This is a genomic window from Hymenobacter sp. BT18 (assembly GCF_012273015.1).
In the GTDB taxonomy this organism is placed as follows: domain Bacteria; phylum Bacteroidota; class Bacteroidia; order Cytophagales; family Hymenobacteraceae; genus Hymenobacter; species Hymenobacter lutimineralis.
In genome coordinates this window covers 3,808,979-3,831,161 of sequence record NZ_CP050954.1, presented here as the reverse complement: position 1 = coordinate 3,831,161, position 22,183 = coordinate 3,808,979, and the positions used below count along the sequence as shown (strand labels likewise).

Here is a 22,183-nt window from a genome sequence, read left to right as displayed (position 1 = left end):
TTTGTTGGGGTGGGCCGGGTCATCCCTGGCCAAGCGTCCACAGATCTTTACACTAGATGGGCTTTGAGCTGACTGCTTTCACCTTGTATACAAATAGCAAATACCCTAGTATAAAAAGCCTGGCTACTATAGCTACAATACCGCCCTCAAATCCATAATCACCACCTTGGTATATCTCCCTTAGATAAAAATCTATTTTGAATAAACCCCTATAATCAGACCCATTCATGGTCATTCCTAATATCACCTGCGCAAGATTCCAACCAGAATGCAGGCCAAAAGGCAGCCAAATATTTTTGGTCTTAACGTACGCACAGCAATACATGATACCTCCAAGGAAATGAGATATAAATGCAGCTATTGTGTAATACTCGTTACCAATATGCGCTATGGAAAAGATAATACTAGCAGATAGGACTGAAAAATATACATTATTGAATATTATACCAATGTACTTCAATAAGACTACTCTAAACAAGTACTCTTCGAAAAAAGCAACTGCCAATGTTTTTAATAAATAAGTAAAAAATAGACCAACAGTAAAGCCAGCAGTTGGCGTCAGATCTAATAAAGCAAAGCAATATTGACCAATTACAATTACCAATACCGTCAAACTTCCCAATAAAAACCCATGAGCATAGCGCAGCACACTATCTTTTATTAACTCTTTCATGAATTTAACATTAGATTTAACCTCCATTATAGCGGGTTTGTAAACGGCACAGAGACCCACAGTTGCGTCTCCCCCGCTGAATAACCCGCCTTAGGATGCCGGATGGCCGCTGGCGCGGCCGCCAGTCTGGAGATTGGCTTTTATCCTTCGGCGGGCAGACTTAGCCCGCTGCGCGGGCTAAGTCTGCCGCCAGGTGCCTACTACTGCCGCCAGGGGCATGCTGGACTTCACAATTTCACTACTTCACCTAATATCCGTACTTCTCGCCCCAGAGCTGGCGCAGGCGCTCCTGGGCTTTGGCTTCGGCGGGGTTGTGGCCGGGCTCGTAGAAGCGCCGGCCGCTGAGGGCTTCCGGCAGAAACTCCTGGAAGGCGAAGTTGCCGGGGTAGTCATGGGAGTATTGGTATTCATTGCCGTAGCCCAGCTCCTTCATGAGCTTGGTAGGCGCGTTGCGCAGGGGAATGGGCACCGGCTGGGGCCCGTTTTGGCGCACGAAGGCCCGGGCCTCCCGAATAGCCTTGTAGCTAGCGTTGCTCTTGGGCGAGGTAGCCAAGTACACCACTGTCTGGCCCAGAATAATATCCGACTCGGGCATGCCAATCACGGCCACGGCCTGAAAGCAGCTTTGCGCCAGCATAAGCGCGTTGGGGTTGGCCAGGCCTACATCTTCGGAGGACAGAATGAGCAGGCGGCGGGCAATGAACTTGGGGTCCTCGCCCCCTTCCAGCATGATGGCCAAGTAGTAGAGGGCCGCGTTGGGGTCAGAGCCGCGGATGCTTTTGATAAAGGCCGAAATGACGTCGTAGTGCATTTCCCCGCCTTTGTCGTAGCGCGCCAGGTGCTGCTGGGCCAGCTGTTGTACTACCTCGTCGGTGATGACGACCTGGCCGGTTTCGGGGTCGGGGCGGCTGGCTTCCACCACGATTTCCAGCAGGTTGAGCAGCTTGCGCGCGTCGCCCCCAGAAATGGTGAGTAGGGCCCCGTAGTCCTGCATGCGCACGTTCCGCTGCTCAAGCACTTCGTCTTCGGCCAGGGCTTTGTCCACGATGCCGATCAGGATATCCTTGCCCAGGGACTCCAGCACGTACACCTGGGCCCGGCTCAGCACGGCCGGAATAACCTCAAACGAGGGGTTTTCGGTGGTGGCCCCAATGAGCGTGACGATGCCTTGCTCCACGGCACCCAACAGGGCATCCTGCTGGCTTTTGCTGAAGCGGTGAATTTCATCGATAAACAGCACGGTGCCCCGCTGCTTTTTGGCCCGCTCTATCACTTCCCGCACGTCCTTCACGCCGGCATTCACGGCGCTGAGCGAGGCAAAGGGCTTGCCCAGCTCCTGGGCCAGCAGGTTAGCGAGGGTGGTTTTGCCCACGCCGGGCGGCCCCCACAAGATGAGGCTGGGCAGGCGGCCGGCCTGCAGGTAGCGCCGCAGTACGCCCTCGGGCCCAATCAGGTGCTGCTGGCCGGCGTAGTCGTCGAGGGTGCGGGGGCGCATACGTTCCGCCAGCGGGGCTCCCGGGGCGGGAGCAGCCATGCGGGCGTGGGGGGCAGACTGGGCATCCGCATCGAAAAGAGAACCGGTACTCATAGGGCAAGGAAATAGCGCGGTCTGGGTATGGGGCCTGGAACCACACAGGAAAAAGTACTTGCAGGGCCTTCCTATACGCGAACAGGGCGCAAAGGTCAGCAAAGCTACCGTTCGGGCTGCTACCTTCGTTGTGCATGAAAAACTCAGTGAAGGTGCACGCGGCCCTGTTTGTGGTGGCCCTGATCTACGCCGCCAACTACAGCATCTCCAAAGACGTGATGCCGCGCTACATGGGCCCGTTTGGGCTGGTGGTGCTGCGCATCGTAGGCGCGGCCGTGTTTTTTGGGGTGCTCAGCCGCCTTGTAGCCCCGCAGGACCGTATCCAAGGTCGCGCCGATAACCTGCGGGCCCTGGCCAGCGGCATCCTGGGCATTGGCCTGAATCAGCTGCTGTTCTTCTCGGGCTTGAATCTCACCTCGCCCATCAACGCCTCGCTAATTCAAACCATTGCCCCGGTCGTTACGGTACTGGCCTCGGTGGTGCTGCTGGGCGAAAAGATTACGCTGCCCCGGCTGCTGGGCATTGCGCTGGCCGCTGTGGGCGCGGCCAGCATCATTCTGAGCCGGGGCCCGGTGGCGGCCAATGGGCAGGATGGCTTACTCGGCAACGTATACATTCTGCTCAACGCCACGGCCTTCGGCATCTACCTGGTCGTGGTAATGCCCCTGATGCGCAAGTACCACCCCTTCACGGTGCTGGCGCGCATATTCCTGGTTGGTGCCTTCATTGCCGTGCCGGCCGGCTGGCAACAGGTGCTGGCCCCCGACTACGCCAGCTTTCCGCCGGGCATCTGGGCAGCCATTGCCTACATGGTTATCTGCCTGACCATTATGGCCTACTTGCTGAATAACTGGGCCCTGAAGTACGCTTCCCCTGCCCTGCTGGGTGCCTACATCTACCTGCAGCCGGCCCTGGCAGTGGGCATTGCCGTGGCTCTTGGCAAAGACACCCTCACCCTGGTAAAGGCCCTGCAAGCCCTGCTCATTTTTGGGGGCGTGTTCCTGGTGAGCCGCAAGCCGCGCGCTACCCCCGATTCGGCCGCCATACCCCTGGAGCCGGTGCAGGATTGAGGTATCTTGCGGGCTATATGCGTTTCTACTTCCTTTTTCTGGGGCTGCTGATCAGCTACTCTACCCTGGCGCAGTCTGCTGATACTACGCGGCGCCGTGTGGGCTACCAGGAAACCATGCCCGTATTTCCAGGAGGCCCCAAAGCCCTGTTTAAGCTGGTAACGGACAGCCTGCGCTACCCGCCTACAGCCCTGCGCGACGGTATTCAGGGCAAAGTTCTGTTGGCCTTTGTGGTTGATTCCACCGGGCACGTCACCAACATCACCATCAAGCAAGGCCTACGGCCCGACCTGGATGCCGAAGCTCTGCGGGCCGCCCAACGCCTGCAAGCCGTGCAGTGGCAGCCGGGCACCCAGAACCGCCGGCCGGTTAATGTCTTTTTCACCGTACCGGTCACCTTTTCCATTGATAATATCTCCGCTGGTATGCCGGCCGATTCGCTGGATTTATTTCCGGGCCCGGCCCTTGTGCTTCCTTCCCGAAGCTGGAGCACCAATCAGGGCGAAATCCCCGCGGGCAAAGGCGTTATCTACGGCCATTGCCTCCAACGGCTGGGGTTTAGCAGTGGGGGCCTGCCGCAATACGTGCGGCTGCTGAACCTCACCACTGGCAAGTTCTACCGCATTAGCGTGAAGCCCATCGTGCGCACCCGCCCTGAAAACGAGTTTTGCGTAGCGCTACCACCGGGCCGCTACGTGCTGCAGTGGTATGAGTATTCCTACGGCACCGAAGCGCTACGTAAAGCGGCACGCGGCGCGCTTACCGACCGGCGCTACTCGTTTACCCTGCAGCCGGGTCAGCTGCAGTACGTGGGCAAATGGGACTTCGCGCAACCCAACGCCCCGCGCTTTCTGAGCGAAAAAGCAGTTCTGGATGCGCGCCTGGGCACCGAAGACCAGAAGCTGTACCAGGAAGCATTCACTACCATCCCTCACTAGGCCGGGCGGTGGCTTGGCATCTGTGTGCCCGGTGCCGACCTTTGCGGCTGGTCTTCTTCCCTGCTCGTTTGGACGCCGCTATCCGCAAAATTATTCACCTCGACATGGACGCGTTCTACGCCTCCGTGGAGCAGCGCGACAACCCCGCGCTGCGCGGGAAGCCCGTGGCCGTCGGCGGCTCCCAGGCCCGGGGTGTGGTAGCAGCGGCTTCCTACGAGGCCCGGCAGTTTGGGGTGCGCTCGGCCATGCCCTCCAGCACGGCCCTGCGCAAGTGCCCGTACCTGATTTTCGTGAAGCCCCGGTTTGAGGTGTACAAAGCTGTGTCCCGGCAGATCCGGGAAATATTTGCGGAATACACGCCGCTGATAGAGCCGCTTTCCCTGGATGAGGCCTACCTGGACGTGACGGAAAACCTGAAGGGCATTGAGTCGGCCACGCAGATAGCCCAGGAAATCAGGGCGGCCATCCTGCACCACACTCAGCTGACGGCCTCGGCCGGCATCAGCTACAATAAGTTTCTGGCCAAGCTGGCTTCCGACTACCGCAAGCCCAACGGGCAGTTTGTGATTAAGCCCGCACAGGGGCTGGCCTTTGTGGAGCAGCTGCGGGTGGGCGAGTTTCACGGCATCGGGCCGGCTACGGCGGCGCGGCTAAACCAACTGGGCATCTTCTCGGGCCTCGACCTGCGCCAGCAGACGGAAACGTTCCTGCGCCAGCACTTCGGCAAGGCCGGCTCCTACTACTACCACATTGCCCGCGCCATCGACCACCGCCCCGTGCGCCCCGACCGGCAGCGCAAGTCTGTGGGCTCGGAAACCACCTTCGAGCAGGACTTGACTACGCCGGAGGAACTACTCTCAGGACTGCAGCCCTGCCTGGACTCGGTGTGGAGCTACTGCCAGCGGGCGGAGGTGCGGGGCCGCACGCTCACGCTTAAGGTCAAGTACGCCGACTTCCAGCAGATTACCCGCAGCCGCACGCTGCTGGCTCCGATTAGCAGCCAGGCCATGGCCGAGCAACTAAGCCGGGAGCTAACGGCCAGCGTGCTGCCCCTAGCCAAAGGGGTACGCCTGCTGGGCCTTACGCTTTCCAACCTCGAAACCCTGGAGGAAGCGGTGGGCAAGCAACTGGCCTTTCTATTCTGACCTGGCAGATCGGCCGCCGCTTTTCCAGACACCGGAAAACAACACCGCCCAGCTACCGGAAGGCAGCTGGGCGGTGCGGCAATAGGTGGCGTGAAGCAGCTTAGTCAGCCTTCACTTTCGACTTCTTCTTCTTGTCCTTGGCTTTCACGTCGGCTGGCTTATCCGTCATGGTAGCGCCCGACTGGGTAACGCCCGTACCGGCCTGCGTTTCTACGGTAGTAGCCGGAGCCGGAGCTGGCGCCGTGGTGGGGGCCGGAGTGGTCGTCACGGTGGTATTCACGGTGCCCGTGGTGGCTGGTACAGTTGTCCCGGTCTGGGTTTGCACGGTTGTGCTCTGCGTAGGCTGGGGTGCCGTCGTGGTCGTGGTGGTGCTGGTTTGTGCGTTAGCAGCGGTGGCACCGGTTACGAGGAGTGCGGCGAGGACAAATACCTTCTTCATGGGTAAGGGTTAAGGTGAACTTTCCGAAATGACCCGCTGGCCATTTCGACCTCGCCTTGAACGCAGGTTTCTTTCCATTGTTATACCGTGCCCGAATTATACACTTTCCTTCAGCAGCTCGTGCAGCACCGTTTGCATGGAAAATACCCGGTTGCCGGCCTCCTGAATGATGAGTGAGCCGGGCGCATCCAGCACCGCATCCGCTACTTCTACGTTGCGGCGCACGGGTAGGCAATGCAGGAATTTAGCGTTGTCGGTCAGGGCCATATGCTCGGGCGTGAGCATCCAGGCCGGGTCGTTCTGCAGCACCTGGCCGTACTGCTGGTAGCTGCTCCAGTTCTTGGCCTGCACGTAGTCGGCGCCTTCCAGGGCCTTCTTCTGGTCGTATTCGATTCGCGCCCCTTTCGTGAACCTGGGGTCCAGTTCGTAGCCCTCGGGGTGGGTGATGACGAAATCCACCCAGTCGATTTCCGAGAACCAGTCGCAGAACGAGTTGGGCACGCACTGAGGCAAGGCGCGCACGTGCGGGGCCCAGGTCAGCACCACTTTCACCCGCTCTTTCTTTTTGGTTTCGGCCACCGTAATCAGGTCGGCGAAGCTTTGCAGCGGATGCAGCGTGGCGCTTTCCAGGCTAATGACGGGCACGGTGGCGTACTGCAGAATCTTGTTGAAGACTACTTCACCGTAATCCTCGGCCCGGTCCTTGAGCGTGGGGAAGGTGCGCACGCCCAGCACGTCGCAGTACTGGCTCATCACCGCAATGGCGTCCTTGATGTGCTCCTGCGTGCCGCCGTTCATCACGGCGCCATCGGCCATTTCCAGGGTCCAGGAGTCGGCGCCGGCGTTGAGCACCCAGGCTTGCGCCCCCAGGTTGTAGGCCGCCTTGATGGAGCTGAGCCGGGTGCGCAGGCTGGGATTAAAGAAGATAAGCCCTACGGTTTTGTTGCGCCCAACGTGCTGGTAGCCGTAGGGGTTCTGCTTAATCTCCAGCGCTTGGTGCAGCAGGGCGCGGTAGTCGGGTACGTCGGCGAACGAGGTGAATTTTTTCATGAGAAAAGGGTATGTAGCCTGGCGCGAGTTTAGCGCAGCGTACCTCGTGCCGATCATGCGGGCGAGGCTGTGCCGCGCAGTAGAACGAAGTTGTTGAACGAGGTGGATAACCATCAACCGCCTTGCCGCTAGTGCGGCAGTGCAAGGACACCCCCACCTCATGGCTGGTCACGAGTTACGCTACGCTAAACTCGCGCCAGTGGGATTGGTAAGTGCTCCGTGACCCAACACGAACGATTCCAAAGGGACGCCATGCGGAGCTTATCCGCATGGCGTCCCTTTGGAATCGGTCAACTGTCTACAGGGCCTTGTACTCGTTCCAGCTTTTGATCTTCAGGTCCTCGAGCGAGAGGGAAGTGAAGGCGTGGATGAAGGCTTTCGCGAGGCGGGCGTTGGTGATGAGCGGGCTGTTGAAGTCCACGGCCGTGCGCCGGATGTTGTAGTCGTTGTCCAGCTCGCCCTTGCTCGTGTTCTTCGGAATGTTGATGACCAGGTCAATCTGGCGCGCGCGCAGCAGGCTCAGCGCGTTGGGCTCCTGCAGCTCGTCGGGCCAGTACACCAGGGTGCTGGCCACCCCGTGCTCGGCAAAGAAGCTGTGCGTGCCGTGCGTGGCGTAGAGCTGGTAACCCTTCTGCACCAGCACCTGCGCCGATTCCAGCAGCGCCACCTTCGAGGTCAGCGGGCCGCTGGAGATGAGCACCGTCTTCTCCGGAATCCGGTAGCCCACGCTCAGCAAGGACTTCAGCAGCGCTTCCTCGGCCGTGTCGCCCAGGCAGCCCACCTCCCCGGTGCTGGTCATGTCCACGCGCAGCACCGGGTCCGCCCCCTGCAGGCGCGTGAAGGAGAACTGCGAGGCCTTCACCCCCACGAAGGGCAAATCGTAGACCAGCTCGCTCGCGTCGCGCGCCACGGGCACGCCCAGCAGCACCTGCGTGGCCTTCCTGATCAGGTTGTGGCCCGAGACCTTGCTCACGAACGGGAAGGAGCGCGAGGCCCGCAGGTTGCACTCAATCACCCGGATTTCGCGGTTCTTCTCCAGGAACTGGATGTTGAACGGCCCGCTGATCTGGAAGCGCCGGGCAATCTTCTCGGCAATGACCTTGAGCTTGCGCACCGTGCCCACGTACACGCGCTGGGGCGGGTAGTACATGGTCGCATCCCCCGAGTGCACCCCGGCAAACTCCACGTGCTCGGAAATAGCATAGGAAACAATTTCCCCCTTGTCGGCCACCGCGTCCAGCTCGATTTCCTTCGCCTCCTGGATGAACTCGGACACCACCACCGGGTACTCGGCGCTGACGTCCACGGCCAGCTTCAGGTACTCCTCCAGCTCCGGCACGTTCGAGACCACGTTCATGGCCGCCCCCGACAGCACGTAGCTCGGCCGGATCAGCACCGGGAAGCCCACCTGCTTGACGAAGGCGTAGATGGCCTCCAGGGTGGTCAGCTCGCTCCAGCGCGGCTGGGCAATGCCCAGCTCGTCGAGGATGGAGCTGAACTTGTGGCGGTTTTCGGCCTCGTCGATGCGGGCGGCGGCCGTGCCCAGGATGGGCGCGCCGGCCGCTTCCAGGCGGGTGGCAATGTTGTTGGGAATCTGCCCGCCGGTGCTCAGGATCACGCCCTGCGGCGCCTCAAAGTCCAGGATGTCCATCACCCGCTCGTAGCTCAATTCCTCGAAGTAGAGGCGGTCCGACACGTCGTAGTCGGTGCTCACGGTTTCGGGGTTGTAGTTGATGATGATGGACTTGTAGCCCTCCTCGTTCACGGTCTGGGCCGCATTCACCCCGCACCAGTCAAACTCCACCGACGAGCCGATGCGGTACACGCCCGAGCCCAGCACCACCACCGACTTGTCGGTTTCCGGTTCCAGGTCGTGCTCGGTGCCGTGGTAGGTCAGGTACAGGTAGTTGGTCTGGGCCGGGAATTCGGCCGCCAGCGTGTCAATCTGCTTGACGACGGGCCGCACGCCCAGGGCCTGGCGGCGAGCGCGCACGAGCAGCTCGTTGGCCTTCACCTCGGCCGGGCCCAGCAGCAGCACGGCCAGCTGCTGGTCCGAAAAGCCCTGCTTCTTGGCCTGGCGCAGCAGGGCCGTATCCAGGGCGTCAAGGCCGCCGTTGTGGCGCTTCTCGCCGAGCGTTTGGCCCAGCTGGAAGATGCCGTAGAGGCGCTGCAGAAACCAGCGGTCGATGCGCGTGAGCGCGTGCACGCGGTCCACGTCGTAGCCGGCCTGGAAAGCTTCGTTGATGGCGAAGATGCGCTCCTCGTTGGGCTCGCTCAGCAGCTGGTCCAGGCTGGCGTGGTCGAGCTGCGACTCGGCTTTGTTGGCCACGAAGCCGCGCCGGCCCGTGTCGAGCATGCGCAGGCCCTTCTGAATGGCTTCCTCGAACGTTTTGCCGATGGCCATGACCTCGCCCACGCTCTTCATGGCCGAGCCGATCTGGCGCTGCACGCCCGAGAACTTGCCCAGGTCCCAGCGCGGCAGCTTGACCACCAGGTAGTCCAGGGCGGGCTCGAAGAAGGCCGAGGTGGTTTGCGTGACGCTGTTCTTGAGCTCGGCCAGCGAGTAGCCCAGGCTGAGCTTGGCGGCCACGAAGGCCAGCGGGTAGCCCGTGGCCTTGGAGGCCAGGGCCGAGGAGCGGGAGAGGCGGGCATTCACCTCAATGACGCGGTATTCCTCCGAGTAGGGGTCCAGCGCGTACTGAATGTTGCACTCGCCCACGATGCCCAGGTGGCGGATGGTCTGGATGCCGATGCTGCGCAGCTTATGGTACTCGCGGTTGCTCAAGGTCTGCGACGGGGCCACCACGATGCTCTCGCCGGTGTGGATGCCGATGGGGTCGAAGTTCTCCATGTTGCAGACGGTGATGCAGTTGTCATAAGCATCCCGCACCACCTCGTACTCGACTTCCTTCCAGCCTTTCAAGGACTCTTCCACCAGAATCTGGTCGGAGGTGGAGAAGGCCTTCTGGGCCAGGGCGCGCAGCTCGTCGGGGTTGTTGGCAAAGCCGCTGCCCAGCCCGCCCAGGGCGAAGGCGGCGCGCACGATGATCGGGAAGCCAATCCGCTCCCCGGCCGCCAGCGCGTCCTCCATCGTCGTCACGGCTTCGCTGCGGGCGGTGAGCACGCCGATCTGGTCGAGCTTGTCCTTGAAGATGTCGCGGTCCTCCGTGTCGATGATGCTCTGCACGGGCGTGCCGAGCACGCGCACCTGGTACTTGTCGAAGATGCCGGCGCGGTACAGGGCCACGGCGCAGTTCAGGGCCGTCTGCCCGCCGAAGGCCACCAGGATGCCGTCGGGCTGCTCCTTCTGGATGACTTCCTCCACGAAGTAGGGCGTCACGGGCAAAAAGTACACGTCGTCGGCCAGGCCCTCGGACGTCTGCACGGTGGCAATGTTGGGGTTGATCAGGATCGTGCGGATGCCTTCCTCTTTCAGGGCCTTCAGGGCCTGCGAGCCGGAGTAATCGAACTCGCCGGCCTCCCCGATTTTCAGGGCGCCGGAACCGAGGATCAGTACTTTGTTGGGTTTGTGCATTCTAGGGGTTGGGTAACAGACCGGGAGAAGGGTCGTGTTAAAAAAGCGCTGTCGGGTATCGGGTGATGCTACTGGGCGGCCTTGTACGCGGCCACCGCTTTGAGAAAGTCATCAAAGAGAAACTCCGTGTCCTGGGGGCCGCCGGCGGCTTCGGGGTGGAACTGGGTGGAGAAGAAGGGCTTGGTCTGGTGCTGGATGCCTTCGCAGGTGCCGTCGTTCAGGTTCTCAAACAGCATGGTCCACTCGCTCGGCAGCGTGGTGGGGTCCACCGCATAGCCGTGGTTCTGGCTGGTGATGTAGCTGCGCTGGGTGCCGGTCAGCTTGACCGGCTGGTTGTGGCTGCGGTGCCCGTACTTGAGCTTGAACGTGTCCCCGCCCGCGGCCAGGCCCATGAGCTGGGAGCCCAGGCAGATGCCGAAGATGGGCTTGTCCTGTTGCAGGGCTTTCTGCAGGTGCTTGATGGTGGCCTGGCACATCTTCGGGTCGCCGGGGCCGTTCGAGAGAAACAGGCCGTCGTAGTCGAGCTGGGTGAAGTCGTAGTCCCAGGGCACGCGGATCAGTTCCACGTCGCGCTCCAGAAAGCAGCGGATAATATTGGTCTTGGTGCCGCAGTCCACCAGCACGATCTTGTGCTGGCCGTGGCCGTAGTGCTGCACGCCCGCGGGGCTGACCTGCGCCACCAGGTTCTCCAGGTTCGGGTCGTGCATCGGAATATCTTCCTCGGCCACGATTTTGCCCAGCAGGGCGCCCTTCTCGCGCAGCTTCTTGGTCAAAAGGCGCGTGTCCACCCCGCAGATGCCGGGAATGTTGTACTCCTTGAGCCAGTCGCCCAGGCTCTTGGCCGCGTGCCAGTGGCTGTGCTCCTGGGAGTAGTAGTTGACCACCAGACCGGCCACGTGCACCTTGTCCGACTCGAAGATGCGGGAAATGGACTCGTAGAGTTCCTCGCCCGGCACGCCGTAGTTGCCCACCATCGGGTAGGTCAGCACCAGGATCTGCCCGGCAAAGGACGGATCGGTCAGGTTCTCAGGGTAGCCCGTCATGGCCGTGCTGAAGACCACCTCCCCGGCCGCGGAGGTATACGCGCCGAAGGACTCGCCTTCGAGTTCGGTGCCGTCTTCCAGAATCAGTTTTACTTGGTTCATCTATAGTGTTTGGGATGTAGAGAAGCGACTTTTCGCGTCTCTATCGTTGCTGACGAAGACAAGCCAGCGGATTAGAGCGGGCCGTTCACCGACGAGACGCGAAGTGTCGCGCCTCTACACCGCCTTAGTCCAGCGCGGAGGCCTGCTGAATGACGTTTACCGATTTCTCCGTCAGGGCATATAGCGCCTGCAGGAACCGGTCAACTTCAGCCTTCGTGATGTTCAGTGGGGGGAGCAAGCGCAGTACCGTTGGGTCGGAGGCGTTGCCTACGAAGATGTGGAAGTCCGAGAGCAGCTTGTCGCGCACGTCTTTAATGGGGAAGTCGTACTTAATGCCCACCATCAGGCCGCGGCCGCGTATTTCCTCAGCCCCGGCGTTGGCTACCAACTCCTGCCGCAGGTAAGCGCCTAGCTCGGCAGCATGGTGCAGCAGATCTTCCTGCTCAATAACTTCCAGCACGGCCAGCGCCGCGGCACAGGCGAGGTGGTTGCCGCCGAACGTAGTGCCCAGCAGACCATAGGACGCCTTCAGCTCCGGCGCAATCAGGATACCACCGATGGGGAAGCCGTTGCCCATGCCCTTGGCTACCGAAATAACGTCGGGCCGGATGCCAGCGTGCTGGTGGGCGAAGAACCTGCCGCTGCGGCCGTAGCCGCTCTGCACCTCGTCGGCAATCAGCAGCGCGCCGTATTGTTTGCACAGCGCGGCTAGGCCAGTCAGGAACTCATCGGATGGCATGATGATGCCGCCCACGCCCTGGATAGGCTCGATAATGGCCGCGCACACGTCGCCGCCTTGCAGCACCTGCTCCACCGCCGCCAGGTCGTACTCCACGAAGGAAATGGCGTGGTCGGCGTTGAAGGGAGCCACAATTTTCGGGTTGTCGGTAGCCGCTACCGCGCCGGACGTACGCCCGTGAAAAGCGCCTTTGAAGGCCAATACACGCTTTTTGCCAGTGTGGAAGGAGGCCAGCTTCAACGCATTCTCGTTGGCCTCGGCCCCGGAGTTGCACAGAAACAGCGAGTAGTCCTCGTAGCCCGACACTTGGCCCAGCTTACGTGCCAGCTCCTGCTGAATCGGAATCTGCACCGAGTTGGAGTAGAAACCGATGTTCTGCAGCTGCCCGGTGAGGCGCTGCACGTAGTGCGGGTGGCTGTGGCCGATGGAAATAACGGCGTGGCCGCCGTAGAAATCCAGGTACTCCTGGCCCTTATCGTCCCATAGTTTCGCCCCCAGCGCCTTTACCGGCGTGATGTTGACGAGCGGATATACGTTGAAAAGCTCCATGGTTTGTAGAAGTGAGAGCTGAGAGGTTAGAACTTAGAGACGCTCGGCATAACTCAGAAGAAGTACGTCATTCCGAGCTTGCCGAGGAATCTCGCGTGCTGATGTTGCAATGCTATTCTGGACGTCAGAGCAGGCGAGATTCCTCGACTTCGCTGCGCTACGCTCGGAATGACGTTCTGATGGGTTAAAACAGTCCCGCTTTCAAATTCAGCCCCGTCGTTTCCGGCAGACCAAACAGCAGGTTCAAGTTCTGCACTGCCTGGCCCGAAGCGCCCTTCACCAGGTTGTCGATAACCGAAGTGATGAGCAGCTGCTTACCGAATTTCTGCACGTGCAGCAGGCACTTATTCGTGTTGACTACCTGCTTGAGGTGAATTTCCTTATCCGAAACCGTGGTGAAAGGCGCATCGGCGTAGAACTGCTGGTACAGCTCCCGCGCTTCCTCCTGGGTCAAATCCGACGGCGTATAGACGCTGGCGAAGATGCCGCGCGAGAAGTTGCCGCGGTACGGGATGAAGTGCATGGCGCTTTCCAGCTGCGGCTGTAGCTGCGCCAGGCTCTCCCCTATCTCGCCCAAATGCTGGTGAGTGAACGGCTTGTAGATAGACACGTTGTTGGTGCGCCACGAGAAGTGCACTGTCTCCGACAAGCTCTGGCCCGCGCCCGTGCTGCCCGTAATGGCCGATACGTGCACATCATCCGTCAGCTTACCCGCCTGGGCCAGCGGCAGCAAGGCCAACTGGATAGCCGTAGCGAAGCAGCCGGGGTTGGCAATGCTCTGGGCCTGCTGAATGCGGCTCCGGTTCAGCTCCGGCAACCCGTACACAAACTCCCGGCCTTCAAACTCCGCGTCAGCTTCCAACCGGAAGTCGTTGCTGAGGTCGATGATGTGCGTCGTTTCGGGTAGTTCGTGCTGAGTCAGCCAGGCTTTGGAGTTGCCGTGGCCCAGGCACAGAAACACTACGTCTTCATCACCAGCCAGCTCCGAGGTAAATACCAGGTCCGTCTCCCCTACCAGGTCGTCGTGGACCTGGTAGATCGAGTTGCCGGCGTTGGAGGAGCTGACGATGGCGCCCAGCTCCGCGTACGCATGGTGCAGCAGAATGCGGATCAGCTCCCCCGCAGTGTAGCCGGCTCCGCCGACGATGCCAACCTTAATGTTCATCGTTGAACGAGCCGTGAATCCGCAGCTGGTTGCTGAAGATCTTGATGAAGCCTTTCGCGTCGCGCGAGTCCCAGGCATTGTTTTCCTCGCCGTAGGTGGCCACCTTCGACTGCATCATGTCGAAGTCCGACTCAATACCCACCAATTCGAATTGGTAAGGCTTCAGGGTCACGTATACCGTCCCCGACACCCGCGCCTGCGACGACTCCAGGAAAGCTTCCATGTCGCGCATCACCGGGTCGAGGTATTGCGCCTCGTGCAGCAAGGTGCCATACCAGTTGGCGATGTAGTCTTTGTGCAGCAGCTGCCAGCGCGAGGAAACGTGCTTTTCTAGCAAGTGGTGGCCTTTAATGAGAATCAGCGGTGCGGGTGCCTCGAAGCCCACGCGGCCCTTGATGCCCAGAATCGTGTCGCCCACGTGGGTGTCGCGCCCGATGGCGTACTGACCGGCCAGCTCGTTGAGGGCGATAATCAGGTCCACGGGGTTCATTTGCTTGCCGTTCAAAGCCACCGGCTCGCCTTCTTCAAAGGTGATGCTGATTTCCTGGGGCTCGGTCTTGCTCAGCTGGGTCGGCCAGGCCGATTCCGGCAAGCCCTGGCGCGAAGTCAGCGTTTCTACCCCGCCCACGCTGGTCCCCCAAATGCCCTTGTTGATGGAGTATTTGGCCTTTTCCCAGCTCATTTCCACCCCATTCTGCTGCAGGTACTCAATCTCCTGCTGGCGCGACAGGCCCAGGTCGCGGATGGGTGTAATGATTTCCGTGTCGGGCGAAATCACCGAAAATGCCACGTCGAAGCGCACCTGGTCGTTGCCGGCCCCGGTGCTGCCGTGGGCAATGTAGTCGGCTTTGTTTTCGCGGGCGTACTCGGCCAGGGCCAGGCTCTGGAACATCCGCTCGGCACTCACACTCAGCGGGTACGTGTCGTTTTTCAGAATATTTCCCGCCAGCAGGTAGCGCAGGCATTCCTGGTAGAACCGCTCGGTCACATCGATTACTTCGTGGCGCTTGGAGCCCATTTCGTAGGCACGCTTTTCGATGCCGGCCAACTCCTCCTGCGAGAAGCCACCCGAGTTGACGATGACCGTGTGGACCTCCAGGCCCAGCTCTTTCGTCAGATACACAACGCAATAGGACGTATCCAAACCGCCGCTATAGGCGAGAACTACCTTTTTTTTCATCAAATGAGAGCTTAGAACTGAGATGTTAGAGCTTAGAAAGCAGAAGTTGAAAGGCGGACATGAGCGTAAGAGCAGCTCGTTAGCACGACGCTTAGCTCTGACTTCTCACTTCTAGGTGCCCTACCGCTCCTGCGACAGAATTTCGATGGTATGCTGGCTGAAACTATCGTCCAGGTTGTCGTACACCATGCCGGTGCACAGGCACATCTTGCGCTCATTCTCCATCAGAATGCCGTAGTTTTTGCAGCTGGAGCAGCCCTTCCAGAAGTCGTCTGACTGGGTAAGCTCGGGGAAGGTGACGGGGCGGTAGCCCAGCTCGTTGTTGATCTTCATCACGGCCGCGGAGGTGGTGATACCGAAGATTTTAGCGGCAGGGTATTTGGTGCGCGACAGTTCAAACACGCGGTGCTTGATGGCGCGGCCCAGGCCCTCCTTGCGCAGCTCGGTGTTCACAATGAGGCCCGAGTTGACCACGAACTTGGCATCCTCGAAGGTTTCGATGTAGCAGAAACCGGCTAGCTGGTCATCGATAAAGGCGATGATGGAATCACCCTTTTCCATCTTCTTTATCAGATAGTTAGGGTCACGCTTGGCAATACCCACACCCCGCGCTTTGGCGGACTCGGCATACCATTGACAGAGGGTTTCCACATACTGCGCATCGGCAGCACTGGCGACTCGTAAAATCATGGTCAGGACTCGGTTAGTGGCCGGGGTTATACGGCTACAGACTCGGAAAGACGAAAAAAGGAGGATGCAGGCGAGGCTGCTGAGGGCTCCGGCGGCAGGGCCGGAAGCAGGAAAAAACCCGGAAGGGCGGTGGGCCAGGCAGGCCAGGGAGCGGGGCGTTCCGGCCGGAGGCCGGAAGAAGTCACACTAGAAGTTACACTCGGACTAAGGTCGGTTGATTCGTGAGGAGTCTCTTGGGGTGGGCTCCGGAGGGAGGACCCGGCGTCGGTTCGCGGTAGAGGCGGAACCCGGACGTACTATTGCAGCCAGCGGTTAAGCTGGCATGATTCGCACGACCAGACAAGGTCGTCGCAGAAGCGCAATAGCAGAGAGTTGAATCATGACGGTTACCGCGGAGCGGCGAGGGAGTGTTTCGCGGTTTAAATCGTTTAAACCGTGAATTCGTTGCAATACTAGATGTTTTTTTTTGGAAACTTTACCGCTCCTGGGGCAAAAAAGATTATTCCTACCGGCGGTATTTCCTGAAATCTTTCTTCAGAAAAGTCACTGATTTAGGCCAAAAAAGTACCGTTATGGCCATTTTCCTCTCCCTCCTACTGTATGCGTGAAGGCCTGAAAATTTTTAAAATCGGCGGCGGAATCATTGACGATGAACGCCAGCTGCGGCAGTTTCTGCGGGAGCTAGCCCAGGTGCCGGGCCGCAAGCTGCTGGTCCACGGCGGGGGCAAAGGCGCCAGCCAGATGCTCCGCGACCTGGGCATTGAGCCCCAGATGGTGCAGGGCCGCCGCATCACCGACGCCGCCACGCTCGACATCGTGACCATGTTCTACGCCGGCAAAACCAACAAGCAGGTGGTGGCCGGCCTGCAGGCAGAAGGCATAAATGCCCTGGGCCTTTCCGGGGCCGATGGCAACGTCATTCAAGCCGTGAAGCGCCCCGTTAAGGACATCGACTACGGCTTCGTGGGCGACCTGCCGGCCGATGCAGTAAACGCCGCATTCGTAGGTCAGCTACTGGAAATGCACCTAACGCCCGTGTTTTGCGCCATCACCCACGACGGCGCGGGCCAGCTGCTCAACACCAACGCCGACACCATTGCCAGTACCCTGGCCCAGGCCCTGGCTGCGCAGTACGAGGTGGAGCTGCACTTCTGCTTTGAGAAAGACGGCGTGCTGCGAGATGTCAACGATGACGCCTCCGTCATTCCCCAAATCACCGCCGCTGAGTATCAACAGCTCAAAGCCGAGGGCGTCATTGCGGCCGGGATGGTGCCCAAGCTGGACAATGCCTTTGCCGCCCTGGAAGCCGGCGTCGAGCGGGTCGTTATCGAAAACGCCCTGCGCATCAACGAGCCGGTAAAAACGATTCTATGCCGCAGCTAACCGAACAGCTGGCCGAGGCGGCCATTGGGCTGCTGCAGGAGCTTATCCGCACGCCTTCCTTTTCGCGGGAAGAAGACCGCACGGCCGATTTGCTGGTGGATTTTCTGACGCAGTATGGCGCCACCCCGCAGCGCGACGCCAACAACGTGTGGGCCGTATCCAAGCACTTCGACCCGGCCAAGCCCACCATCCTGCTCAACTCCCACCACGACACCGTGAAGCCCGGCGCGTCCTGGACTTACGACCCGTTCGGCGCGGTGGTGGAAGGCGACCAGCTGACCGGCCTGGGCAGCAACGATGCCGGGGCTTCGGCGGTGAGTCTGTTGGCCACGTTTCTGCACTTTCACGAGCAGGAAAATCTGCCTTACAACCTCATCTGCGCCATCACGGCCGAGGAGGAAGTGTCGGGCGCGAACGGTATCCGACGGCTGCTGCCGCTGCTGCCGAAAATTGACCTGGGCATTGTGGGCGAGCCGACGCAGATGGACCTGGCCGTAGCTGAAAAGGGCTTGGTGGTGCTCGACTGCGTGGCCCACGGCCGCACCGGGCACGCCGCCCGCGAAGAAGGCGAAAATGCCCTCTATACAGCCCTCGACGATGTGCAGCGCCTGCGTGCGTTCCGGTTCGAGCGGGTGTCGGAGCTGCTGGGGCCGGTAAAGCTGACGGTTACGCAGATCCAGGCCGGCACCCAGCACAACGTGGTGCCCGACCGCTGCACCTTCGTGGCCGACGTGCGAACCAACGAGCTGTATACCAATGAGGAAGTCGTGGATATTGTACGCGGTCAGATTAAGGCCGACGTGACGCCGCGCTCCACCCACCTGAATTCCTCCCGCATTCCGCTCACGCACCCGCTGGTGCAGCGCGGCATGGCGCTGGGCCGCCGTACCTTCGGCTCCGTTACCCTCTCCGACCAGAGCATGATGCCCTTCACCACCGTCAAAATCGGCCCCGGCGACTCGGCCCGCTCCCACACCCCCAACGAGTACATCCTGCTCAGCGAAATCCGGGCCGGCGTGCAAGGGTACGTGGAGCTGCTGGACGGGCTGGAGCTGTGATTGGTTAGCTGATGGCTGGTAGCTATTAGCTGTTGGCTCTCCTTCCGTTTCAAGACTTTCTCCGCCGCTGTGCGGCTCCTTCCGCAAATTTCCGCAAAACCCTCCTGAACCGCCCTGCAAGGCCTTGGGCATACGTTTCGAGAACATAAGCGAACAGCGAACAGCTGTCAGCTAACAGCTTAATTCAACCATGAAAATCTGGGACAAAGGCATTGCCGTCGATAAGAAGATTGAACAGTTCACCGTAGGCCGTGACCGGGAGCTGGATATGTACCTGGCGCAGTTCGACGTGCAGGCCTCCCGGGCCCAGGCCAACATGCTAGTCGGCGCGGGCCTGATTTCTGTCGAGGAAAACCAGCAGCTCCAACAGGGCCTGCAGGAGCTGGCCGCTCAGCTGGAAGCCGGTACGTTCACCATCGGCGAGGATTTCGAGGACGTGCACTCCAAAATCGAATCCTACCTGACCGAGCACTACGGCGACGCGGGCAAGAAAATCCACACCGCCCGCTCCCGCAACGACCAGGTGCTGACCGCCATTCAACTGTTTCTGAAAGACTACACCCGGCGCGCGGCGGCCAAAACCCTGGAGTTGGTGGAGGTGCTGTTGCAGAAAGCCGAAGTGCACAAAACCGACCTGATGCCGGGCTACACGCACTTTCAGGCGGCCATGCCCAGCTCGTTCGGCCTGTGGTTTTCGGCCTATGCCGAGCACCTATTGCTGGACCTGGCGTTGTTTGAAGCGGCCCACACCGTAGCCGACCAAAACCCCCTGGGCTCGGGCGCGGGCTTCGGCTCTTCCTTCCCCATCGACCGGCTGCAGACTACCCGGGAAATGGGCTTCGGCCAGCTGGCCGTCAGCAGCGTGGGGGCTCAGATGCTGCGCGGCAAAACCGAGAAAACCGTGGCCTTTGCCCTGGCCGGCATGGCCGCCACCCTGGCCAAGATGAGCTACGACCTGGTGCTCTACAACGGGCAGGACATGGCCTTTGTGGAGCTGCCCAAGGAATTCACCACCGGCTCCAGCATCATGCCCCACAAGAAAAACCCCGACGTGTTTGAGCTGATCCGGGCGCGCTGCAACGCCCTGCAGGCCCTGCCCAACACGCTCATGCTGGCCACCGGCAACCTGCCCAGCGGCTACCACCGCGACTTCCAGATTCTGAAGGAAATCCTGTTCGAGCCGATGACGCAGTTTCTGGACATCCTCGACATCGTGCTGTTTGCCCTGCCCCAGCTGCGCATCAAGCCCAATCTGCTCAACCAGCCCAAGTATGACGCCGTGTTCACGGTGGAAAACATCAACCAGCTGATCCAGACCGGTACGCCCTTCCGCACAGCCTACAAGCAGGTGGGTTTGGCCGTGGAAGATGGCTCCTACGTCCCGCACAAGGAGTTCCAGACCACCCACCTGGGCAGCGTGCACAACCTGGGGCTGGAGGAAATCCAGGCGAAGGTGGCTGCTTTCCGCGCCGGTAGCCGGCTTATGGGATAAGCGGCTCGGGCACTAACCGCAGGCTGTCCTACCTACCGGCTAACGGCAATTGTACTAATAGTTCCTAACAAGCGTTTACTCACCTCACGCCTAGAGAAGTCTCTGCGATTAAAAAATCTGTCGTATTTGGCAGATAAGCCCGAACTTGCGGGCTTATTACGCCCCGGAATGCCGCGGCCAAGCTCGACCATTACGTTTTACTTACCTGAATTTTTTCATGAGCACCCGCAAACAGCATATTGCTCAGGTGGCTTTGCAGCTATTCGGAGAAAAAGGCTTCGAAAATGCGTCCACGCAGCTGATTGCAAAGGCAGCCGGCGTTTCGGAAGCCCTTATTTTCAAGCATTTCGGCTCCAAGGACCAATTACTGGAGTTCGTGGTGAAGAATGGCTATAAGCGCATTATCGAGGATAACCGCGGCGGCCTGAACGAGCCCGACCCCCTCACCTTCATCCACAGCGTAATTGAGCTGCCCTACAAGCTGGTGAAAGAAGAACCCTTCTTCTGGAAGCTGCAGTACCGCCTGGCCGACTCCGACATGGCCCGCCGCCAGCACGAGCGGTTTATGCGGCCCGTGCCGGCTTTGCTGCGCCAGGCCTTCGAGAAGCTGGGCTACGCCGAGCCCGAGAAAGAAGCTAAACTGCTGCTGATTCTGGTAGAAGCCCTCTGGAAAATCGAGGCCAACAAAACCGACGAGAACGTGCGGGAAATGCTCGACTTCATCAAGCAGAAGTACCAGGTGCAGTAAGCTCGCTGCCAGGTGCCGGCCTGCCCTTATCGGCCCAAACAAGAAGAAGCCCCAACCGCAGCAACGGTTGGGGCTTCTTGTTTTAAGCGGAGGCAACTTTTACAGGTGAATCACCTCGCCATACGCGGCGGCGGCGGCTTCCATAATGGCTTCCGACATGGTGGGGTGCGGGTGCACGGCTTTGATGATTTCGTGGCCGGTGGTTTCGAGCTTGCGGGCTACCACCACCTCGGCAATCATTTCCGTCACGTTGGCCCCAATCATGTGGGCGCCCAGCCACTCGCCGTACTTCTTGTCGAAGATAACTTTCACGAAGCCGTCCTTCACGCCGCCGGCCGAGGCTTTGCCCGAGGCCGAGAAGGGGAACTTGCCCACCAGCACGTCGTAGCCCTGCTTTTTGGCTTCGGCTTCGGTGAGGCCCACGGAGGCAATTTCGGGCGAGGCGTAGGTGCAGCCGGGAATGTTCTGGTAGTTGAGCGGCTCGGGATGATGGCCGGCAATTTTCTCCACGCAGATGATGCCCTCAGCCGAAGCCACGTGGGCCAGCGCGGGGCCAGGCACGATGTCGCCGATGGCGTACACGCCGGGCACGTTGGTCTGGTAGAAGTCGTCCACGATAATGCGGCCTTTCTCCACCTTGATGCCCAGCTCCTCCAGGCCCAGGTTCTCAAGGTTGGTAACCACCCCGGCGGCGCTCAGCACCACGTCGCACTCGATTTGCTGGTCGCCCTTCGCGGTTTTGATGGTTACGGTGCAGCCGGCGCCGCTGGTATCCACCTTGGTTACCTCGGCCGAAGTCAGCACGTTCACCCCGATTTTCTTGAAGGATTTCTCCATCTGGCGAGACACTTCTTCGTCTTCCACGGGCACAATGCGCGGCAGATACTCCACCAGCGTCACCTCCGAGCCCATGGTGCGGTAGAAGTAGGCAAACTCTACGCCGATGGCGCCGGAGCCTACTACCACGAGGCGCTTGGGCAGCTCGGGCAGCACCATGGCTTGGCGGTAGCCAATGATTTTCTTGCCGTCGATGGGCAGGGCGGGCAGCTCGCGGGAACGGGCGCCGGTGGCCAGAATGATGTGCTTGGCCTCCACGGTTTCCTTGGCGCCGCCTTCCTTGGTTACTTCTACTTTGCCCGGGGCCACCAATTTGCCCGTGCCGGACACCACCTCAATCTTGTTTTTCTTGAACAGGAAGTTGATGCCCTTGCTCATGCCATCGGCCACGCCGCGGCTGCGCTGAATCACGGCGCCGAAGTCGTAGCCCACGCCTTCAGCCTTCAGGCCGTAGTCGCCGGCGTGGTTGAGGTACTCAAACACCTGCGCACTTTTGAGCAGGGCCTTGGTGGGAATGCAGCCCCAGTTGAGGCAGATGCCGCCGAGCGACTCCCGCTCCACCACGCCTACTTTCAAACCTAGCTGCGAAGCCCGGATAGCGGCTACGTAGCCGCCCGGGCCGCTGCCAATCACGACCACGTCGAATTGCAATGCCATATGTTGGAAATTTGCTTGCGGAAGAAGACCTTCTTGCCGTACTTTTGAGGAAAACTGTCTTCCTGAAAAAAGACAGACAATGGGCTGAAAGCATCTGCTCGC

Annotated in this window: 18 protein-coding genes; 7 read left to right on the top strand and 11 right to left on the bottom strand. The window is 60.2% G+C overall.

From position 1 onward, the window contains the following. Window positions 1–52: 52 nt before the first annotated feature. Window positions 53–673, bottom strand: coding sequence for a CPBP family intramembrane glutamic endopeptidase (locus HER32_RS16465; protein ID WP_168682646.1), 621 nt, complete (start codon window positions 671–673; stop codon window positions 53–55). A gap of 247 nt (window positions 674–920) precedes the next feature. Next, the gene (locus HER32_RS16460; RefSeq protein WP_168683316.1) at window positions 921–2,207 is read right to left on the bottom strand and encodes a replication-associated recombination protein A; all 1,287 of its coding nucleotides are present in this window, start codon (window positions 2,205–2,207) and stop codon (window positions 921–923) included. A 188-nt stretch (window positions 2,208–2,395) separates the two neighbouring features. Here HER32_RS16460 and HER32_RS16455 point away from each other — a divergent pair, with 188 nt between their 5' ends. The 3 genes from HER32_RS16455 to dinB all read left to right on the top strand — a co-directional run bounded on the left by HER32_RS16455 (window position 2,396) and on the right by dinB (window position 5,414). Next, a complete protein-coding gene (locus HER32_RS16455) occupies window positions 2,396–3,331 on the top strand; it encodes a DMT family transporter (protein ID WP_168682645.1) in 936 nt (311 codons plus the stop codon). A 17-nt stretch (window positions 3,332–3,348) separates the two neighbouring features. Next, window positions 3,349–4,269 (top strand): energy transducer TonB, encoded by a 921-nt coding sequence (locus HER32_RS20255; RefSeq protein WP_149071755.1) that lies wholly within the window; start codon window positions 3,349–3,351, stop codon window positions 4,267–4,269. A 104-nt stretch (window positions 4,270–4,373) separates the two neighbouring features. Further along, window positions 4,374–5,414 carry a DNA polymerase IV gene (gene dinB, locus HER32_RS16450; protein ID WP_232066494.1) on the top strand — a complete coding sequence of 347 codons (1,041 nt, stop codon included), beginning with the start codon at window positions 4,374–4,376 and terminating at the stop codon, window positions 5,412–5,414. A gap of 100 nt (window positions 5,415–5,514) precedes the next feature. Here dinB and HER32_RS16445 read toward each other — a convergent pair whose 3' ends face one another. The 8 genes from HER32_RS16445 to HER32_RS16410 all read right to left on the bottom strand — a co-directional run bounded on the left by HER32_RS16445 (window position 5,515) and on the right by HER32_RS16410 (window position 15,906). Next, a complete protein-coding gene (locus HER32_RS16445) occupies window positions 5,515–5,853 on the bottom strand; it encodes a hypothetical protein (RefSeq protein WP_149071753.1) in 339 nt (112 codons plus the stop codon). A 96-nt stretch (window positions 5,854–5,949) separates the two neighbouring features. Continuing rightward, window positions 5,950–6,903, bottom strand: coding sequence for an N-acetylornithine carbamoyltransferase (locus HER32_RS16440; protein ID WP_149071752.1), 954 nt, complete (start codon window positions 6,901–6,903; stop codon window positions 5,950–5,952). A gap of 298 nt (window positions 6,904–7,201) precedes the next feature. Then, entirely contained in the window at window positions 7,202–10,438 is a 3,237-nt protein-coding gene (carB, locus tag HER32_RS16435; RefSeq protein WP_168682643.1) for a carbamoyl-phosphate synthase (glutamine-hydrolyzing) large subunit, read from the bottom strand. Between the two features lie 68 nt (window positions 10,439–10,506). Continuing rightward, complete coding sequence (carA, locus tag HER32_RS16430; RefSeq protein ID WP_168682642.1) at window positions 10,507–11,583, bottom strand: glutamine-hydrolyzing carbamoyl-phosphate synthase small subunit; 1,077 nt, start codon at window positions 11,581–11,583, stop codon at window positions 10,507–10,509. 124 nt (window positions 11,584–11,707) lie between these two features. Then, window positions 11,708–12,871 (bottom strand): aspartate aminotransferase family protein, encoded by a 1,164-nt coding sequence (locus HER32_RS16425; RefSeq protein ID WP_168682641.1) that lies wholly within the window; start codon window positions 12,869–12,871, stop codon window positions 11,708–11,710. Between the two features lie 184 nt (window positions 12,872–13,055). Next, window positions 13,056–14,036 carry an N-acetyl-gamma-glutamyl-phosphate reductase gene (gene argC, locus HER32_RS16420; protein ID WP_168682640.1) on the bottom strand — a complete coding sequence of 327 codons (981 nt, stop codon included), beginning with the start codon at window positions 14,034–14,036 and terminating at the stop codon, window positions 13,056–13,058. Next, complete coding sequence (argG, locus tag HER32_RS16415; protein WP_168682639.1) at window positions 14,026–15,216, bottom strand: argininosuccinate synthase; 1,191 nt, start codon at window positions 15,214–15,216, stop codon at window positions 14,026–14,028. Before argG ends, argC begins: the two co-directional genes overlap by 11 nt. Before the next feature lie 120 nt (window positions 15,217–15,336). Then, window positions 15,337–15,906 (bottom strand): GNAT family N-acetyltransferase, encoded by a 570-nt coding sequence (locus HER32_RS16410; protein ID WP_168682638.1) that lies wholly within the window; start codon window positions 15,904–15,906, stop codon window positions 15,337–15,339. Window positions 15,907–16,506: 600 nt separating this feature from the next. Between HER32_RS16410 and argB the strand changes: the two genes are divergently transcribed. From argB to HER32_RS16390, 4 genes are all read left to right on the top strand, one after another. Then, window positions 16,507–17,289: an acetylglutamate kinase gene (gene argB, locus HER32_RS16405; RefSeq protein ID WP_168682637.1), complete on the top strand. Its 783-nt coding sequence runs from the start codon at window positions 16,507–16,509 to the stop codon at window positions 17,287–17,289. Then, complete coding sequence (locus HER32_RS16400) at window positions 17,277–18,347, top strand: M20 family metallo-hydrolase (RefSeq protein ID WP_168682636.1); 1,071 nt, start codon at window positions 17,277–17,279, stop codon at window positions 18,345–18,347. The genes argB and HER32_RS16400 overlap by 13 nt, the downstream gene beginning before the upstream one ends. Before the next feature lie 190 nt (window positions 18,348–18,537). Next, a complete protein-coding gene (argH, locus tag HER32_RS16395; protein ID WP_168682635.1) occupies window positions 18,538–19,839 on the top strand; it encodes an argininosuccinate lyase in 1,302 nt (433 codons plus the stop codon). Window positions 19,840–20,056: 217 nt separating this feature from the next. Continuing rightward, on the top strand, window positions 20,057–20,587 hold the full coding sequence (locus HER32_RS16390; RefSeq protein WP_149072457.1) for a TetR/AcrR family transcriptional regulator: 531 nt from the start codon (window positions 20,057–20,059) through the stop codon (window positions 20,585–20,587). 99 nt (window positions 20,588–20,686) lie between these two features. On the opposite strand, the gene lpdA is transcribed toward HER32_RS16390, so the two are convergent. Beyond that, window positions 20,687–22,081, bottom strand: coding sequence for a dihydrolipoyl dehydrogenase (gene lpdA / locus HER32_RS16385; RefSeq protein WP_197748847.1), 1,395 nt, complete (start codon window positions 22,079–22,081; stop codon window positions 20,687–20,689). Between the last annotated feature and the right edge of the window lie 102 nt (window positions 22,082–22,183).

What these genes read in the sequence shown, in the direction of transcription:
- dinB (WP_232066494.1), top strand. Translation starts at nt 4,374, where the DNA reads ATGGACGCGTTCTACGCCTCCGTGGAGCAGCGCGACAACCCCGCGCTG.
- argG (WP_168682639.1), bottom strand. Translation starts at nt 15,216, where the DNA reads ATGAAAAAAAAGGTAGTTCTCGCCTATAGCGGCGGTTTGGATACGTCC.
- HER32_RS16440 (WP_149071752.1), bottom strand. Translation starts at nt 6,903, where the DNA reads ATGAAAAAATTCACCTCGTTCGCCGACGTACCCGACTACCGCGCCCTG.
- HER32_RS16425 (WP_168682641.1), bottom strand. Translation starts at nt 12,871, where the DNA reads ATGGAGCTTTTCAACGTATATCCGCTCGTCAACATCACGCCGGTAAAG.
- argC (WP_168682640.1), bottom strand. Translation starts at nt 14,036, where the DNA reads ATGAACATTAAGGTTGGCATCGTCGGCGGAGCCGGCTACACTGCGGGG.
- HER32_RS20255 (WP_149071755.1), top strand. Translation starts at nt 3,349, where the DNA reads ATGCGTTTCTACTTCCTTTTTCTGGGGCTGCTGATCAGCTACTCTACC.
- carA (WP_168682642.1), bottom strand. Translation starts at nt 11,583, where the DNA reads ATGAACCAAGTAAAACTGATTCTGGAAGACGGCACCGAACTCGAAGGC.
- carB (WP_168682643.1), bottom strand. Translation starts at nt 10,438, where the DNA reads ATGCACAAACCCAACAAAGTACTGATCCTCGGTTCCGGCGCCCTGAAA.
- argH (WP_168682635.1), top strand. Translation starts at nt 18,538, where the DNA reads ATGAAAATCTGGGACAAAGGCATTGCCGTCGATAAGAAGATTGAACAG.
- HER32_RS16465 (WP_168682646.1), bottom strand. Translation starts at nt 673, where the DNA reads ATGAAAGAGTTAATAAAAGATAGTGTGCTGCGCTATGCTCATGGGTTT.
- argB (WP_168682637.1), top strand. Translation starts at nt 16,507, where the DNA reads ATGCGTGAAGGCCTGAAAATTTTTAAAATCGGCGGCGGAATCATTGAC.
- HER32_RS16445 (WP_149071753.1), bottom strand. Translation starts at nt 5,853, where the DNA reads ATGAAGAAGGTATTTGTCCTCGCCGCACTCCTCGTAACCGGTGCCACC.
- HER32_RS16400 (WP_168682636.1), top strand. Translation starts at nt 17,277, where the DNA reads ATGCCGCAGCTAACCGAACAGCTGGCCGAGGCGGCCATTGGGCTGCTG.
- HER32_RS16460 (WP_168683316.1), bottom strand. Translation starts at nt 2,207, where the DNA reads ATGGCTGCTCCCGCCCCGGGAGCCCCGCTGGCGGAACGTATGCGCCCC.
- HER32_RS16455 (WP_168682645.1), top strand. Translation starts at nt 2,396, where the DNA reads ATGAAAAACTCAGTGAAGGTGCACGCGGCCCTGTTTGTGGTGGCCCTG.
- HER32_RS16390 (WP_149072457.1), top strand. Translation starts at nt 20,057, where the DNA reads ATGAGCACCCGCAAACAGCATATTGCTCAGGTGGCTTTGCAGCTATTC.
- HER32_RS16410 (WP_168682638.1), bottom strand. Translation starts at nt 15,906, where the DNA reads ATGATTTTACGAGTCGCCAGTGCTGCCGATGCGCAGTATGTGGAAACC.
- lpdA (WP_197748847.1), bottom strand. Translation starts at nt 22,081, where the DNA reads ATGGCATTGCAATTCGACGTGGTCGTGATTGGCAGCGGCCCGGGCGGC.